Origin of the sequence: Saccharothrix xinjiangensis, from assembly GCF_039527585.1 — a bacterium.
In the GTDB taxonomy this organism is placed as follows: Bacteria; Actinomycetota; Actinomycetes; order Mycobacteriales; family Pseudonocardiaceae; genus Actinosynnema; species Actinosynnema xinjiangensis.
Genome location: NZ_BAAAKE010000002.1, coordinates 157,258 through 172,807, shown reverse-complemented (window position 1 = coordinate 172,807; position 15,550 = coordinate 157,258). Strand labels below are relative to the sequence as shown.

Genomic DNA, 15,550 nt, shown 5'->3' with positions numbered 1-15,550 from the left:
GCGCGTGCCGTGGTGGCGAACAGCGAGGTGACGGCGGTCGGGGAATCATCACCCGTGAGGCCGTCCGAGGTGTGACAACATGCCTGGTGTGGCACGTCTCGGTTCCGGAATTCCGCTGGTGGCGCGTTGCCGGGAGCTGACCAGGCTGCGCGTCGCCCTCGACGAAGCGGCCCGCGGCGAGGCCTGCGCGGTGCTCGTCGCGGGCGACGCGGGGGTCGGCAAGACCCGGCTGGTCGACGAGCTGGCCGGTGCGGCGGGCGACGCGCTCGTGCTGACCGGCCGGTGCCCGGACATCGGCGGGACCGGCCTCCCGTACCCGCCCTTCACCGAGGCGCTCGGGCAGCTGCGGGAGGCCGGCCTGCTCGACGTCGCCGCCCGGCCCGCGCTCGGGCTGCTGCTGCCCGAGCCGGCCCCGCCGGTCGGGCACGACGGCAGCCGCGCCGTGTCCGGGCTGCCGTCCGTGCCGGTCGGGCGCGGCCCCGAGCAGGACGTGGCCGAGCTCCGGCTGTTCGACGCGGTGCACGGGCTGCTCGGCGAGCTGGCCGGGCGGCGGCCGGTGCTGCTGGTCCTGGAGGACCTGCACCGGGCCGACGCCTCCACCCGCCACCTGCTCCGGTTCCTGCTGTCCCGGCTGCGCGCGCAGCGGCTGCTGGTGGTCGCCACCTACCGCTCCGACGACCTGCACCGCGGCCACCCGCTGCGGCCCCTGCTCACCGAGCTGGTCCGGCTGCCCGCCGTGCGGCGGCTCGACCTGACCCCGCTGAGCGCGATCGACGCGCGGTCGCTGGTCGCGGCCCTGTCCGACGGCCTGCCCGACGACGTGGCGCTGGAGGTGGCCGAGCGCTCGGACGGCAACCCGTTCTTCGCCGAGGAGCTGATCGCGGCCGTCGCGAGCGGTGACGGCCGGGTGCCCCGGACGCCGGCCCAGGTGCTGCTGACCCGCGTCGAGCGGCTCGGCGCGGACGCGCAGCACGTCGTGCGGGTCGCGTCGGTCGGCGGCCGCTCGGTGCGGCACGACCTGCTGCGCGCCGTGGCCGGCATGGACGACGTGGCGCTCGACAGCGCGCTGCGCGAGGCGGTGCGGCACCACGTGCTGCTGGTCGAGCGGGGCGAGGTCTACGCGTTCCGGCACGCGCTGCTGCGCGAGGCCGTGCACGACGACCTGCTGCCCGGCGAGCGGGTGCGGCTGCACGCCGCGTACGCGGACCGGCTGGCGTCCACGGGCGGGCGCGGCGTGGCGGCGGCGCTGGCCCACCACGGCCTGGAGTCGCACGACCTGCCGCGGGCGCTGCGCGCCTCGGTGGAGGCGGCGCGGGAGGCGCAGGCGACCGGCGCGCCCGCCGAGGCGCTGCGGCACCTGGAGCGGGCGCTGGAGCTGTGGGCCGCGGTGCCCGCCGAGGCGCGGCCGGAGGACGTGACCGAGCTGGTGCTCGTGCGGCGGGCGTCCTGGGCGGCGGGCACGGCCGGGCAGCCGGAGCGGGCCATCGCGTTCGCCCGCACCGGCACGCGGATCGCGGACCCGTCGGACCCGGAGGGCGCGGCCGAGGCGTGGCTGCGCCACGCGCAGGCGTGCGCGGTGCTGGAGGGGCACGACGAGGAGGGCTACCGGGCGGTCGAGGAGGCGTGGCGGCTGGTCCGGGACCGGCCCGCGTCGCCCGCCCGCGCGTGGGTGCTGGCCGTGTGGGCGGCCGAGCTGCGGCACCGCCGGCAGTACGCCGAGGCGCGGGAGCGGGCCGAGCCGGCCGTGGCGGACGGGCGCGCGTCGGGCGCGGAGCCGGCCGTGGCGGACGCGCTGACCACGCTGGGGCTGCTGGACGAGTCCGCGGGGGAGGTGGCGCGGGCGCGGGAGCACCTGACCTCCGCGGTGGCGTGCGCGATGGGCGCGGACGCGGTCGGCACCGAGCTGCGCGCCCGGTACTCCCTCGGGCTGCACCACTACGACCTGGGCGAGCCGGCCGAGGCCGCGCGGGTGTTCGACGAGGGCGTGGCGCGGGCCGGGGCGACCGGGCTGACGTGGAGCTCCTTCGGCATCGAGCTGCGCATCCTCCAGGTGCTGGCCTGGTACTGCGTCGGCGAGTGGCACGACGCGGCGGACGCGGCCGAACCGCCCGGCCTGCGCGGGTCGAGCGCGGCGTCCGCCCGGCTCGCGGCGGCGGGCACGCACGTGGCGGTCGGCCGGGGCGAGTTCGAGCAGGCGGAGCGGGTGATCGGGCAGCTGCGCTCGGACTGGCGCCGCGACCCCCGGATCGCGCTGATCACCGGCGGCACGGGGGCCGAGCTGGCGCTGTGGCGCGGGCAGCCCGAGGTGGCCGTGGAGCTGGTCGCGGACGCCATCGAGTGGTCGCGGCAGGAGGACGAGTGGTTCCTCGCGGGCATCAGGCTGGCGGCGCTGGGCATCGCCGGGCACGCCGACCTGGCCGCGCGGGCGCGCCGGCGGCGGGAGCGGGAGGCCGAGGGCGCGGCGGTGGCGGCCGGTCGGGAGCTGCTGGCGCACGCGCGGTCGACGGCGGAGCTGGGGGCGCCGCGCACGGGCGAGCTGGGACCGGAGGGCCGGGCGTGGCTGGCGCGCGCGGTGGCCGAGGAGTCGAGGTTGACGGGCCCCGGCTCGCCCGACCTGTGGCGCCGCGCGGTCGACGGCTTCGGCTTCGGCGCGGTGTTCGAGCAGGCCGTGTGCCGGTGGCGGCTGGTCGAGGCGCTGCTGGGCGCGGACCGGCGCGACGAGGCCGTGGTCGAGCTGCGGGCGGCGGGCGCGGTGGCCGACCGCCTCGGCGCGGCCCCGCTGCGCGCGGCGCTGACCGCCGTGGCCCGCCGGGCCCGGGTGCCCCTCGGGGACGGCGGGCCGCGCGACCGCGTGGACCCCTTCACCCCGCGCGAGCGCGCCGTCCTGGAACTGGTGGCCCGGGGCCGCACCAACCGCCAGGTGGGCGAGGAGCTCCACATCTCCGAGAAGACCGTGAGCGTCCACGTGAGCCGCGTCATGGCCAAGCTGGGCGCCACCCGCCGAGCCGAAGCCGTGGCCAACGCCTTCGACCGGGGCCTGCTGGACCTCCCCGACTAACCGCGTGTCCTCCGCTCGGACATCGCGTGTCCTCCACTCCGGCATCGCGTGTCCTCCACTCCGGCACCGCGTGTCCTCCACTCCGGCACCACGAATTTCGCGTTCGCGACGCGCGACCCACCGGCGTGTCGTGCGCGAGCGGTCGACTCGCGGTGTCCGAGTGGAGGACACGCGATGCTTGAGCGGAGGACACGCGGGTCAGACTGGAGGTTGAGGGCGGGTCAGACCGGGGGGTGAAGCGGAGGTCGGGCGGCGGGGTGACGACTGGTGAGGCGCGGGGGACATAGCTTCATCCCAGTTCGGTTGGTCTAGGGAATGAGGGAGCATGTCCGCACTGGTGTCCGACATCGGGACCGGCACCGCCGCCGCGGCCGCGAACCTGGTGAAGGTGTACGGCAAGGGCGACACGGCCGTCCGGGCGCTGGACGGGGTCAGCGTCGCCTTCCAGGCCGGTCGGTTCACCGCCATCATGGGACCGTCCGGCTCCGGCAAGTCCACCCTGATGCACTGCCTGGCCGGGCTCGACAACGTCGACGACGGCACCGTGCACATCGGCGGCACGGAGATCACCTCGTTGGGCGACAAGGAGCTGACCAAGCTGCGCCGCGACCGCGTGGGCTTCGTCTTCCAGGCGTTCAACCTGCTGCCGACCCTCTCCGCCGAGCAGAACGTCCTGCTCGGCCTCGAACTGGCGGGCCGCAAGCCCGACCGCGAGTGGTTCGACACGATCGTCGACGTCCTCGGCCTGCGCGACCGCCTCAAGCACAAGCCCAGCGAGCTGTCCGGCGGCCAGCAGCAGCGCGTGGCCTGCGCCCGCGCCCTGGTCGCCCGCCCCGACGTGGTGTTCGCCGACGAGCCGACCGGCAACCTGGACTCGCGCTCCGGCGCGGAGGTGCTCGACTTCCTGCGCATGTCCGTGCGCAAGCTCAACCAGACGGTGATCATGGTGACGCACGACCCGGTCGCCGCGTCCTACGCCGACCGCGTGGTCCTGCTCGCCGACGGCAGGCTGGCGGGCGAGATCCAGGAGCCGACCGCCGACTCCGTGCTGTCCGCCCTGAAGCACCTGGGTGCGTGACCTGAATGTTGCGCACGATCATCGCGGGTCTCAAGGCCCGCACCGCGCGGCTCGTGCTGTCCTCGGTCGCCATCGCGCTCGGGGTCGCGTTCGTCACCGGCACCCTGGTGCTCGGCGACGCGATGAACGCCAGCCTGCGCGACGAGTTCGCCCGCAGCGCCCGCAACGTCGACGCCTCGGTCAGCCTGTCCGGCTCCAGCGACGCCAGGGGCATCACGCCGGAGCAGCTGGACGCCATCCGCCGGGCGCCGGGCGTGGCGGGCGCCGACCCGCGCGCCACCGCGCCGGTGCCGCTGATCGCCGCGGACGGCAAGGCCAGGCAGGCGTACGCCGTGCCGCTGGCCACCACGCCGGAGCTGCGCGAGTACGACATCGCGGAGGGCCGCTACCCGACCGCCGACGACGAGATCGCGGTCGACGCGCGCACCGCCGAGACCTCCAAGCTCGCCGTCGGCCAGTCCGTCGAGCTGCTGGGCCAGGACGACTCCCGGCGCTCTTTCACCCTGGTCGGCACCTACACGCAGGGCGGCTCCGAGATCGCGATGATGGGCGGGGACCACGTGGTGCTCCCGCCCGCCGCCTTCGCGGAGTTCAGCCGCGACGAGCTGCCGTACGAGGTGGTGGTCGCGGCGGCGCCCGGCGTCGCGCAGCAGCGGCTCGTGGACGACCTGCGCGGCGCCCTCGGCGAGGACGGGCTCAGCTTCCGCACCGGCGAGGAGGTGACGCAGGCGCAGCTGGCGCGGATCAGCTCGCAGGCGGGCGAGTTCACCACGGTGCTGCTGGCGTTCGCGCTGATCGCCCTGGTCGTCGCGTCCATGGTCATCTACAACACCTTCACCATCCTGATCGCCCAGCGCACCCGCGAGCTGGCCCTGATGCGCTGCGTCGGCGCGAGCCGCGGCCAGGTGTTCCGCGGCGTGCTGGCCGAGGCCGTGGTGATGGGCCTGGTGGCGTCGGTGATCGGCCTGCTCGGCGGGCTCGGCGTGTCGGCCCTGCTCCAGAAGGTGATCAACTCGTTCGACGGCGGCTCCGGCGAGGTGCTGCTGCCGGTGTCGGTGACGACCGTGGCCGCCGCGTTCGCGGTCGGCACGCTGGTGACCGTGCTGGCCGCGGTGCTGCCCGCCCGCAAGGCGACCCGGGTCGCGCCGGTGGCCGCGCTGCGCAGCCAGCTCGACAGCGGCGAGGAAATCTCCCGCACGAGCCTGCTGCGCGTGCTGACCGCCGTGCTGCTCGCGGCCGCCGGCGTCGGCGCGATCGCCTTCGGCCTGTCCATGAACGGCGAGGAGGCCGCCGCCTACGTCAGCGGCGCGGGCACGATGGCGCTGCTCGGCGCGGTCCTGGTGCTCGGCCCGCTGCTGGTCGGCCCGGTCAACCGGGTGCTGGGCGCGCTGCCGCGGGCGCTGTTCGGCGTGCCCGCGAAGCTGGCCTCGGCCAACGCGGGCCGCAACCCCAAGCGCACCGCCGCGACCACCGCCGCGCTGATGATCGGCGTGACCATCGTGTCGCTGGTGACCGTGGTCGCCAACAGCGCGCGGGAGACGGCGAACGCCCAGGTCGACGAGCGGATGCCCGCCGACTACACGGTGACCTCGTCCGTCTGGGACCGCCCGCTGCCGGAGGAGCTGGCCGGCCGGCTGGCCGCCGTGCCGCAGGTGGAGCAGGTCGCGCCGACCACCACCGTCTACGCCGACCGGGCCTACTTCACCGGCATCGGCCGCGACGCGCTGGGCAGCCTGTTCCGGCCCGTCGTGACCAGCGGGTCGCTGGACGACCTGGTCGACGGCACGGTCGCGCTGCGCCAGGAGTACGCGGAGCACGAGGGCCTGTCGGTCGGCTCGACGCTCGTGGTCAAGGACCGGGACGGCCGCGAGCAGTCGCTGCGGGTGGTCGCGGTGGCCACCGGCAACCGCCTGGCCGACGGCGTGATGACCCTGGAGACCTCGCGGCGGTTCGAGTCGGCCGCCGAGGGCCACGAGAGCGTCATGATCAAGCTCCGGGACGGCGCGACCGGCGGCCGCGCGGCGATCGAGGCCGTCACCGACGCCTCGCCGCTGGCGGTCCTGGACAGCGCGGCGGAGACCAAGGAGCAGCTGAGCCGGCAGCTCGACCAGGTGCTCGCGTTCATCTGGGCGCTGATCGGCCTGGCCGTGGTGATCGCCCTGTTCGGCATCGCCAACACGCTGACGCTGTCGGTGCTCGAACGGACCCGCGAGTCGGCGCTGCTGCGGGCGCTCGGCCTGACCCGGGGCCAGCTGCGGCTGATGCTGGTCATCGAGTCGATCCTGATGGCCCTGATGGGCGCGGCGATCGGCTTGGCGCTGGGCGTCGGCTTCGGCTGGGTGATCAACCGGGCGGTGTCCTCCGACGACGTCTCGATCGACCTGGTCGTCCCGTTCGGGCAGCTGGGCGTGATGCTCGTGGCCGCCGTGGTGGCGGCGGTGCTGGCCGCCGCGCTGCCCGCCCGGCGCGCCGCGCGGACCTCGGTGATCGCGGGGATCGCCGAGGCGTGAACCGCGGTGGCCCGCACCCCCTTCGGGGGAGGGTGCGGGCCGCCGCGCGTCACACCCGAGCAGTTCCACGACGCCGCCCGTCCGCGAAGGACGGGCGGCGTCGACCACCCGCCCCGGATCCCGCGGCGGGCAGCGCGTCGGCGGAGGACACCGGTTCACGGGTGCGGGGCGCCGGGACGACCCGGCGGTCGCGGGAAACTTCCGGCCCGCGCGTCCCGTCCCGTCCCGACGCCCCTCTACCCAGGTGCGAGGTGGCCCGAGCGAGGGCCGGGCCACCCCGCCCGCGCCGCTCCCGGCACTCACCCGCTGTCACGCGACGTCACTCCCCGCGCTCCGTAGCGATTCAGAAAGTTACGGAACGATGTCGTAGTACCGGTCCCCGTTGACATACCGCGCCGTCCGCCCGAGTGTGAGAGCGCTCTCATGAGAGCGCTCTCATGACGTCGGGGCGAGAGCCGGCGAACGCGTCGAGGAGGACGGATGAGCAGGATCCCGGTCGGTCGGGCGACAGCAGTCGCGGCCGTCACCATGGTCGCCACCCTGGTGGCCGCGTGCGGTGGCGGGGGAGGTGGGGCCGGCGACGACGGCAAGATCAAGCTGACGATCGGGGTCTTCTCCGACTTCGGGTACGCCGGCCTGATCAAGGAGTACCAGCAGGCGCACCCCACCATCGAGATCGAGCAGCGCACGGTCAAGATGGAGCAGCACCACACGCAGTTGGCCACCCAGCTGGCGGGCGGTCGCGGCGCGGCCGACATCGTGGCCATCGAAGAGGGCGCCATCGCCCAGTTCCGCCAGTCCAAGGACAAGTTCGTCAACCTGGCGGACCACGGCGCCAAGGAGCTGGAGGGCCAGTGGGCCCCGTGGAAGTGGAACCAGGGCACCACCGACGACGGCGACTTCGTGCTGGGCCTCGGCACCGACATGGGCAGCCTCGCCCTGTGCTACCGCCGCGACCTGTTCCAGGCCGCCGGCCTGCCGACCGAGCGCGAGGAGGTCGGCAAGCTGTGGCCGACCTGGGAGGACTACCTCAAGGTCGCCGACACCTTCACCGCCGCCACGCCGGACAAGAAGTTCGTCGACACCGCCCAGAACGTCTACAAGGCGATCCTCGACCAGACCGAGGAGGGCTACTTCGCCAAGGCCGACGACTCCTTCATCGGTGACCGGAACACCAAGGTGGAGGAGGCCTTCGAGCTGGCCGCCACCCTGGGCGAGAAGAAGCAGACCGGCGCGCTGGCCTCGTTCAGCCAGGACTGGAACGTCGCCCTCAAGCAGGCGTCCTTCGCCACCACCACCTGCCCCGCGTGGGCCCTCGCGCTGATCAAGGCGGGCGCGGGCGACGAGGCCGCGGGCAAGTGGGACGTGGCCGCCGCGCCCGGTGGCGGCGGCAACTGGGGCGGCTCGTTCCTGGCCGTGCCCAAGCAGGGCGAGCACACCGAGGAGGCCTACGAGCTGGCCAAGTGGCTGACCGCGCCCGAGCAGCAGAAGCGGATCTTCAAGGAGACCGGCAACCTGCCCAGCGAGCCCGCCGCGTACCAGGACCCCGAGGTCACCGCGACCAAGAACGAGTACTTCAACTCCGCGCCCGTCGGCGAGATCTTCGGCAACTCCGCGGAGAGCCTCCAGCCGACCTACCGCGGCACCAAGGACTCGGTCGTCACCCCGGTGTTCAACAACGCCCTCTCCCGCGTGGAGAGCGGCAAGCAGTCCACCGCCGAGGCGTTCGCCCAGGCGGTCCGGGAAGCCCGGGACGCGATCAAGTGACGGTCGCACCGGAGCGGACGGGGGCGGGGCGGGGCGCCGGCCCCGTCCCGCCCCCCGCCGGGCGGCCGTCGTGGCGGGACCGGTTGGGGCGCTGGGACACCAGGTACACGCCGTACCTGGTCGTCGCGCCGTTCTTCCTGGTGTTCGGCGTCTTCGGGCTCTACCCGCTGCTCTACACCGCGTGGGTCTCGCTGCACGACTGGCAGCTCATCGACGGCGACCAGGGCTTCACCGGCCTGGCCAACTACACCGAGCTGCTGGCCGACGAGAACTTCTGGAACGCGCTGGGCAACACCCTCAGCCTGTTCCTGCTGTCCACGATCCCGCAGCTGCTGGCCGCGCTCGGACTGGCCGCCCTGCTCGACCGGGGGCTGCGCGGCCGGGCGTTCTGGCGGGCGGGCGTGCTGCTGCCCAACGTCATCTCGGTGGCCGCGGTCGCGCTGGTGTTCGCGCAGCTGTTCGGCCGCGACTTCGGCATCGTCAACCACCTGCTCGGCGTGGTGGGGATCGACCCGGTGGACTGGCGCGCCGAGACGTGGGCCTCGCACCTGGCCATCAGCTCGATGGTCATGTGGCGGTGGACCGGCTACAACGCGCTGATCTTCCTGGCGGCCATGCAGTCGGTGCCCAAGGACATGTACGAGTCGGCGATGCTCGACGGCGCTTCCCGCTGGAGGGTGTTCTGGTCCATCACGGTGCCCAGCATCCGGCCGACCATCCTGTTCACCGTCATCGTGTCCACCATCGGCGGCATGCAGCTGTTCGTCGAGCCGCAGCTGTTCGACCCGGGCGGCACGGCCACCGGCACCGGCGGTGACGACCGGCAGTTCCAGACCCTGGTGATGTACCTGTACGAGAAGGGCTTCCGGCTGTTCGACGCGGGCTACTCGTCGGCCATCGCGTGGGTGCTGTTCCTGCTGGTGCTCGTGGTGGCACTGGTCAACTTCGCGGTGGCGCGGCGCATCGCGTCGAAGGGGTGAGGCGGATGGCGGTCGTTGCGCCCGGGGAGACGACCCGGGAGGCGTCCCGGGAGGCGCCGCGCAGGGCTCCCGGCAAGGGTTCCGGCAGAGCGCCGCGCGGCGCGTCGCGCTTCTCCGTCGCGCACGCGGGCCCGCTCTCCTACGCGCTGCTGGTCGTGGTGCTGCTCGCGTCGGTGTTCCCGCTGTACTACTCGTTCCTGATCGCCAGCAAGGACAACTCGGCGCTCGGCGACGCGGTGCCGTCGCTGGTGCCGGGCGGCAACCTGGTGGAGAACCTCACCCGGGTCTTCGACACCGTCGACTTCTGGCTCGCCATGCAGAACTCGCTGGTGGTCGCGGGCACGGTGGCGATCAGCAACGTCGTCCTGGGCACGCTGGCCGGGTTCGCGTTCGCGCGGCTGCGGTTCCGGGGCCGCAACTCGCTGTTCCTGGTCGTGGTCGGCACGTCGATGGTGCCCACGCAGCTCGGCGTGATCCCGCTGTACATGCTGATGTCCGACCTCGACTGGTACGGCACGCTCCAGGCGGTCGTCGTGCCCGCGCTGATCGGCGCTTTCTCGGTGTTCTGGATGCGGCAGGCGTGCGAGGAGTCGGTGCCGTACGAGCTGGTCGAGGCGGCGCGGGTGGACGGCTGCAACGTGCTGCGGACGTTCTGGCACGTGGCGTTCCCGGCCGTGCGGCCGCAGGCGGCGGTGATGGGCATGTTCACGTTCATGACGGCGTGGAACGACTTCTTCTGGCCGCTGATCGTGCTGGACCCGAACGACAGCCCCACCGTGCAGGTGGCGCTGTCTACGCTGGCCAGCGGCTACTACACGGACTACTCGCTGATGCTGTCCGGCGCGTCGCTCGCGGTGCTGCCGGTCGTGGCGATCTTCGTCCTGCTGGCCCGCCAGATCGTCGGCGGCATCATGCAGGGCGCGGTGAAGGGGTGAATCTCTCGGTGAACTTTCCGGCGACCACGACGGACCCGGCGGTCGACGTCGACCTGCTGCGCTTCCCGCCCGGCTTCACCTGGGGCGCGGCGACGGCGGCGTTCCAGATCGAGGGCGCGACCACCGAGGACGGCCGGGGACCGTCCATCTGGGACACGTTCGCGACCAGGCCGGGCGCGGTGCTGGGGGGTGACACGGGCGACCCGGCGTGCGACCACTACCACCGCTACGCCTCCGACGTGGAGCTGATGGCGTCGCTCGGCCTCGGCTCGTACCGGTTCTCGCTGGCGTGGCCGCGCATCCAGCCGCAGGGGTCCGGCCCGGTGGAGCCGCGCGGGCTCGCGTTCTACGACCGGCTGGTCGACGAGCTGCTGGGGCGCGGCATCCAGCCCGTGGTGACGCTCTACCACTGGGACCTGCCGCAGGCGCTGGAGGACCGGGGCGGGTGGCGCGACCGCGACACGGCGCACCGGTTCGCCGACTACGCGGCGCTGGCGCACGCCCACCTGGGCGACCGCGTGCGGGAGTGGACCACGCTGAACGAGCCGTGGTGCTCGGCGTTCCTCGGCTACGCCAGCGGCGTCCACGCGCCCGGCGTGGTCGACCCGAAGGGCTCGCTGGAGGCGGCGCACCACCTGCTGCTGGGGCACGGGCTGGCGCTGCGGGCGATGCGCGCCCAGGCGCCCGCAGACCACCGGTTCTCCATCGTGCTGAACTTCTGCGCGGCGCTGGCGGAGGACGAGGAGGCGGCCCGCAAGGTCGACGGCCTCCAGAACCGGCTGTTCCTCGACCCGCTGGCCGGTCGCGGGTACCCGGAGGACGTGCTGGCCGACACCGCGTGGCTGGGCGACTGGGCGGCCGCGGTGCGGCCCGGCGACCTGGACGTGATCGCGACCCCCGTCGACTGGATGGGCGTGAACTACTACAGCCCGACCCGCGTGGCCTCGGCGGCGGACCCGTCGGTGGTCGCGGAAGGGCCGTGGCCGGGCCTGCGGGGCGTGGAGTTCCTGCCGCCGCGGGGCGAGGTCACCGGTTTCGGGTGGGAGGTGCGGGCGTCGTCGTTCACCGCCCTGCTGGAGCGGCTCGGGCGCGACGTGGCCGTGCCCCTGGTGATCACGGAGAACGGGTCGGCCTTCCCGGACCGGGTCGTGGACGGCGAGGTGGTGGACGAGCAGCGGACCAGGTACCTGGTCGACCACCTGCGGGCGGTGCACGCGGCGCTGGAGGCGGGGGTGGACGTGCGCGGGTACTTCGCGTGGTCGCTGCTGGACAACTTCGAGTGGGCGGCGGGGTACAGCCAGCGGTTCGGCATCGTGCACGTGGACTACGGGACGCAGGTGCGGACGGTGAAGGGGAGCGGCCGGGCGCTGGCGCGGGTGATCGGCGCGAACGCCGTGCCGGCGCAGGGCTACGACCTGGGCTGACGGCTCGGGGCGGGGCCGGTGGAGGGCCTGCCCAGGACTTGTCAGGACCTGTCCGGGGAGGCCTGTCGAGGGCTGTCCGGCCGAGCCGGGCGGCCCTCGAACCACGGTGCCGGCCCCCACCGCCTACGGCGCGGACTCGCGCTTGACCAGCGACGTCGGCAGGACTTCCCGCCTCGCCTTGACCGGTTCGTCCCGCAACAACCGCAGCAGGTGCGCCACCATGTGGCGCACCTGCTCGGTGGTGTCCTGCCGCACGCTGGTCAGCGACGGGGACGTGTGGGGCGCGATCATCGGGTGGTCGTCGAAGCCCACCACCGCGACGTCCTCCGGCACCCGCTTCCCGACCTCGCGCAGCGCGTCCAGCGCGCCCGCCGCCATGTGGTCCGAGGCGATGAACGCCGCGTCGAGGTCGGGCACGCGCGCCAGCAGCGCCTCCATCGCCCGCTTGCCGCCCTCGCGGGAGAAGCCGCCCTCCTCGGTCATCAGCGCGGTCGTCTCGTCGTCGGCGCCGACCGCCCGCTGCCACCCGGCCAGCCGGTCCCGCGCCGAGTGCTCGTCCAGCGGCCCGGTCACCGAGACGATCCTCTTGCGGCCCATCGAGATGAGGTGCTCGGTGGCCAGCAGCCCGCCGCCCTCGTTGTCGTGGTCCACCAGGTGCATGCCGCGCAGCGACCCCCACGGCCGGCCCGCGTACACCACCGGCAGCGGCAGCTTCCGGGCCGCGAGCAGCACCTGGTCGCCCTTGTGCGGCGCGAACATCAGCGCGCCGTCCACGTGACCGCCCGCCAGGAACCGCTCGGCCCGCGCCTGGTCCTGCGGCGAGTGCACCAGCATGAGCACCATCTGCACGTCGGCGTCCGCCAGCGCCCGCGCCGCGGACCGGATCAGCCACGCGAAGTGCGGGTCGTCGAAGATCTTCGGCTCGGGCTCGGAGAACACCACGGCGACCGCGCCGCTGCGCCGCGTCACCAGCGCCCGCGCCGCGTGGTTGGGCTGGTAGCCCAGCTCGACCACGGCCGCCGTGACCGCCTCGTGCGCCTCCGGGCTGACCCTGGGGGAGGCGTTGAGCACCCGCGAGGCCGTCGCACGGGAGACGCCCGCCCGCGCGGCCACGTCCTCCAGCGTGGGTCGGGTGCCTGAGTGCGACTGGACGGACACGGGCACCACTCCTCGGACGATCTGCCTTACCCGGCCCCAGCTTAGCCGGAGGCGACCTGCCGGGAAGCGCTCTCCGACTGCACCGGACCGGTGATGTCGGCGTGGCCCGTGGAGATCGACACCCGCAGCAGCCCGTCCTCCCGCCGGGACGAGTGGGCCAGGCCCGCGCGCGCCGCCGTGCGGACCAGCCCGTCCTCCGCGGGCAGGCACCAGCCGACCAGCTCCCGGTACCCGGCCGCCCGCGCCGCGCGGACCAGGGCGCCGAGCAGCGCCGTGCCCACGCCCCGACCCTGCCAGGCGTCCTCCACCAGCAGGGACACCTCGGCGCTGTCCGGAGTGGACAGGGGGATGAGCTGCCCGAGCGCCACCACCCGGTCCGCGCACTGCGCCACGGTGGTCGTCCCGCGGGGCGGGCTGAGCAGCCGGTGCAGCCACCGCCGGGGCACCGTTCGCATCCCCGCGTGGTACCGGTTGAACAGGCTGCCCATCGAGCACCGGGCGTGCAGGTCGGCCACGGCGTCCTCGTCACCGGCCCGACCCGGCCGCAGCACCAGCGCCATCCCGTCGGAGGTCAGCAGCGCGGCGGGCTGCGGCGCGGGCGTGCCGCCGGCCGCCAGCAGGTCCAGCAGCGCCTGCGCCCGTGCCAGCTCGACCTGCGCGAACGGCGCCCAGCCGCGCCGGGCGAGCACGACCGCGCCGTCCCGCGAGACCAGCCGCGCGTGGTGCCCGGCCGAGTCGTCCGGGTCGTCCGACTCGGACGAGCCCGTCGAACCGGGCGACTCGGGCACGACCACCACGGAATCCGCCGCCAGCACCACCCGCAGCGCCTCGCACGCGGAGCCGGGGTCGCGCACCGCCCGACCGGCCGCGCGCAGCGCCGCCGTCGGGGCGTCGACCAGGTCCCGCACGTCAGCGGCGGTGATGCCGGCGCAGCGACCGCCTTCCGCGCGCACCGCGGCCACCAGGTCGGCGGGCAGCAGGCCGGGCGCGGCGCGCACGACCAGCTCGTCGACCACGCCGCCGGGCACCGGGATCACGGACAGGGCCAGCACGTTGCAGTCCCGCTCGGCCAGCCGGATGGTGATCCGGGCCAGGGCGCCCGGGCTGTCGTCCAGCTCGACGCGCAACCGCCAGGTCTTCGGTGTGGGCTCCATGGCACCCAGGCTGGTCCGCCGACGTTGCGGCCCGGGGACGACGGCGTTTCGGCTCCGTTGACGAGCGCCGTCACCGGGGCTCACCCACCTGCCGGCTCACCGCGCCCGAGTGGACGACACGCGATGCCCGACCGGACGACACGCGATGCCCGACCGGAGGACACGCGATGCCCGAGTGGAGGACACGCGCGGGGTCAGTCGTTGCAGTGCGGGGGTGGCAGGGGGTTGAGGGGGCTGCACGGCCAGGCGGTGCTGCGCGTCGACGGGGTGGTGGTGACCGTCGTCGTCGGGGGCGCCTCGGTGGTCGGTTGGCGCGGTGGCGGCGGCGGTGCGGCGGGGGCCGTCGTCGTGGTGGTGGGCCTGGTCGTGGTCGTGGAGCCGGGCGTCGGGGACAGGGCGTCCGGGGTCGCGCCGCTCGACGGCGGGACCGTGCTGGTCGAGGTGGAGGGCCGCTCGGTGATCCACGTGGAGATCGGCGTCTCGGCCTGGTCCCGGTCGTTCACCCCGTCGAGGTAGACCCCGATGAGAACACCCGTCAGCGCCGACGCCGCAACGGCCAAGCCGCACGTCGCCCACAGCACCCGCACAGCCGGCCTCCTCCGCAGAACGCACTCCTGGCGCAAGGTGAGCGGCTGAACAGTACCGCCCTCCGGACCCGTCCTGCCGCACCCAGTGCGCCCCGGCGGGCTCCGCCACCCGGTCCACTCCGCTGAGCACGGCTTTCCGCTCCGGTGCGGTCAACGAGCGGAACGGCCCGGCGGTGACGGCGGTCCGCTCACCCTTCCGCTCAGCGGATCGCACCCCGCTCACCAGGTCGTTCACCAGGAGTGCCGGTCACCGCCGCCGTCGTAGTCCGTGCACCCGATCGGGCGTCCCACGGCAGGGCAAACGCTTGCCGCGCCGGATCGCCGCGATCACCCCCGCCGGACGCGGTCACCCGGGACTTCGGGCGCCGGGCCGCACCACCGCGAGGTCCACCGAGGGTGAGTCACTTGTTCGGACGAGTGAACTTCACGAAGAGCGGGGCGCTCACCCCACGTCGCCCCGGCGCCGACTCGCGGCGAGCTGCCGCTCCAGCGCCGCCGTGCCGAGCACGCGGGCCAGCACCAGACCCGCTCCCGACAGGCCCGCCACCAGCACGGACCCGGTCATGTGCCACGTCGGCGCGTCACCCGTGCAGGCGAAGACGTCGGTGAACTTCTCGGCCGAGCAGGTGACGTACGCGACCGGCGCCAGCGCGATGCCCGTCGCGGCCACCCCGCCGAGCAGGGCCGCGCCGAAGGTGCGCATCAGCGGGAACGCGGCGTTGGCCGCGGCGGCCGCCGCGATGCCGAAAAGCAGTGGCACCGGGTGCGGGAACGGCCCGAACGCGGCGCAGCCCGCCATCAGCGCGCACACGACCACCAGACCGGTCCGTTCATCCACCCGGCGACCCTAACAACGCGCCCGGCACACGTCAGAACTTCGTAAGGCGTTTCGGGGCCCA

General features: G+C 74.3%; 11 protein-coding genes. 8 read left to right on the top strand and 3 right to left on the bottom strand.

From position 1 onward, the window contains the following. Nucleotides 1-79: 79 nt before the first annotated feature. The 7 genes from ABD223_RS06095 to ABD223_RS06065 all read left to right on the top strand — a co-directional run bounded on the left by ABD223_RS06095 (nt 80) and on the right by ABD223_RS06065 (nt 11,752). Nucleotides 80-3,058: a helix-turn-helix transcriptional regulator gene (locus ABD223_RS06095; protein WP_344034901.1), complete on the top strand. Its 2,979-nt coding sequence runs from the start codon at nt 80-82 to the stop codon at nt 3,056-3,058. A 325-nt stretch (nt 3,059-3,383) separates the two neighbouring features. Beyond that, on the top strand, nt 3,384-4,136 hold the full coding sequence (locus ABD223_RS06090) for an ABC transporter ATP-binding protein (protein WP_344034900.1): 753 nt from the start codon (nt 3,384-3,386) through the stop codon (nt 4,134-4,136). Between the two features lie 5 nt (nt 4,137-4,141). Beyond that, nucleotides 4,142-6,646, top strand: a complete 2,505-nt coding sequence (locus ABD223_RS06085) for an ABC transporter permease (protein WP_344034899.1) — start codon at nt 4,142-4,144, stop codon at nt 6,644-6,646. 480 nt (nt 6,647-7,126) lie between these two features. Continuing rightward, entirely contained in the window at nt 7,127-8,413 is a 1,287-nt protein-coding gene (locus ABD223_RS06080) for an extracellular solute-binding protein (RefSeq protein ID WP_344034898.1), read from the top strand. Between the two features lie 83 nt (nt 8,414-8,496). Beyond that, nucleotides 8,497-9,393 (top strand): carbohydrate ABC transporter permease, encoded by an 897-nt coding sequence (locus tag ABD223_RS06075; protein ID WP_344035369.1) that lies wholly within the window; start codon nt 8,497-8,499, stop codon nt 9,391-9,393. Nucleotides 9,394-9,398: 5 nt separating this feature from the next. Beyond that, complete coding sequence (locus ABD223_RS06070; RefSeq protein ID WP_344034897.1) at nt 9,399-10,328, top strand: carbohydrate ABC transporter permease; 930 nt, start codon at nt 9,399-9,401, stop codon at nt 10,326-10,328. 56 nt (nt 10,329-10,384) lie between these two features. Continuing rightward, nucleotides 10,385-11,752, top strand: a complete 1,368-nt coding sequence (locus ABD223_RS06065; RefSeq protein WP_380645720.1) for a GH1 family beta-glucosidase — start codon at nt 10,385-10,387, stop codon at nt 11,750-11,752. Nucleotides 11,753-11,875: 123 nt separating this feature from the next. Here ABD223_RS06065 and ABD223_RS06060 read toward each other — a convergent pair whose 3' ends face one another. After that, the gene (locus ABD223_RS06060) at nt 11,876-12,910 is read right to left on the bottom strand and encodes a LacI family DNA-binding transcriptional regulator (protein ID WP_344034895.1); all 1,035 of its coding nucleotides are present in this window, start codon (nt 12,908-12,910) and stop codon (nt 11,876-11,878) included. 41 nt (nt 12,911-12,951) lie between these two features. Further along, a complete protein-coding gene (locus ABD223_RS06055) occupies nt 12,952-14,064 on the bottom strand; it encodes a GNAT family N-acetyltransferase (RefSeq protein WP_344034894.1) in 1,113 nt (370 codons plus the stop codon). 225 nt (nt 14,065-14,289) lie between these two features. On the opposite strand from ABD223_RS06055, the gene ABD223_RS06050 reads away from it, so the two are divergent. Continuing rightward, nucleotides 14,290-14,580, top strand: coding sequence for a hypothetical protein (locus ABD223_RS06050; protein WP_344034893.1), 291 nt, complete (start codon nt 14,290-14,292; stop codon nt 14,578-14,580). A 513-nt stretch (nt 14,581-15,093) separates the two neighbouring features. Here ABD223_RS06050 and ABD223_RS06045 read toward each other — a convergent pair. Beyond that, nucleotides 15,094-15,489 (bottom strand): hypothetical protein, encoded by a 396-nt coding sequence (locus tag ABD223_RS06045; protein WP_344034892.1) that lies wholly within the window; start codon nt 15,487-15,489, stop codon nt 15,094-15,096. Nucleotides 15,490-15,550 lie beyond the last annotated feature (61 nt).

Excerpts from the sequence above, each read along its gene's own strand:
- ABD223_RS06095 (WP_344034901.1), top strand. The coding sequence starts at position 80 with ATGCCTGGTGTGGCACGTCTCGGTTCCGGAATTCCGCTGGTGGCGCGT.
- ABD223_RS06090 (WP_344034900.1), top strand. The coding sequence starts at position 3,384 with ATGTCCGCACTGGTGTCCGACATCGGGACCGGCACCGCCGCCGCGGCC.
- ABD223_RS06085 (WP_344034899.1), top strand. The coding sequence starts at position 4,142 with ATGTTGCGCACGATCATCGCGGGTCTCAAGGCCCGCACCGCGCGGCTC.
- ABD223_RS06080 (WP_344034898.1), top strand. The coding sequence starts at position 7,127 with ATGAGCAGGATCCCGGTCGGTCGGGCGACAGCAGTCGCGGCCGTCACC.
- ABD223_RS06070 (WP_344034897.1), top strand. The coding sequence starts at position 9,399 with ATGGCGGTCGTTGCGCCCGGGGAGACGACCCGGGAGGCGTCCCGGGAG.
- ABD223_RS06055 (WP_344034894.1), bottom strand. The coding sequence starts at position 14,064 with ATGGAGCCCACACCGAAGACCTGGCGGTTGCGCGTCGAGCTGGACGAC.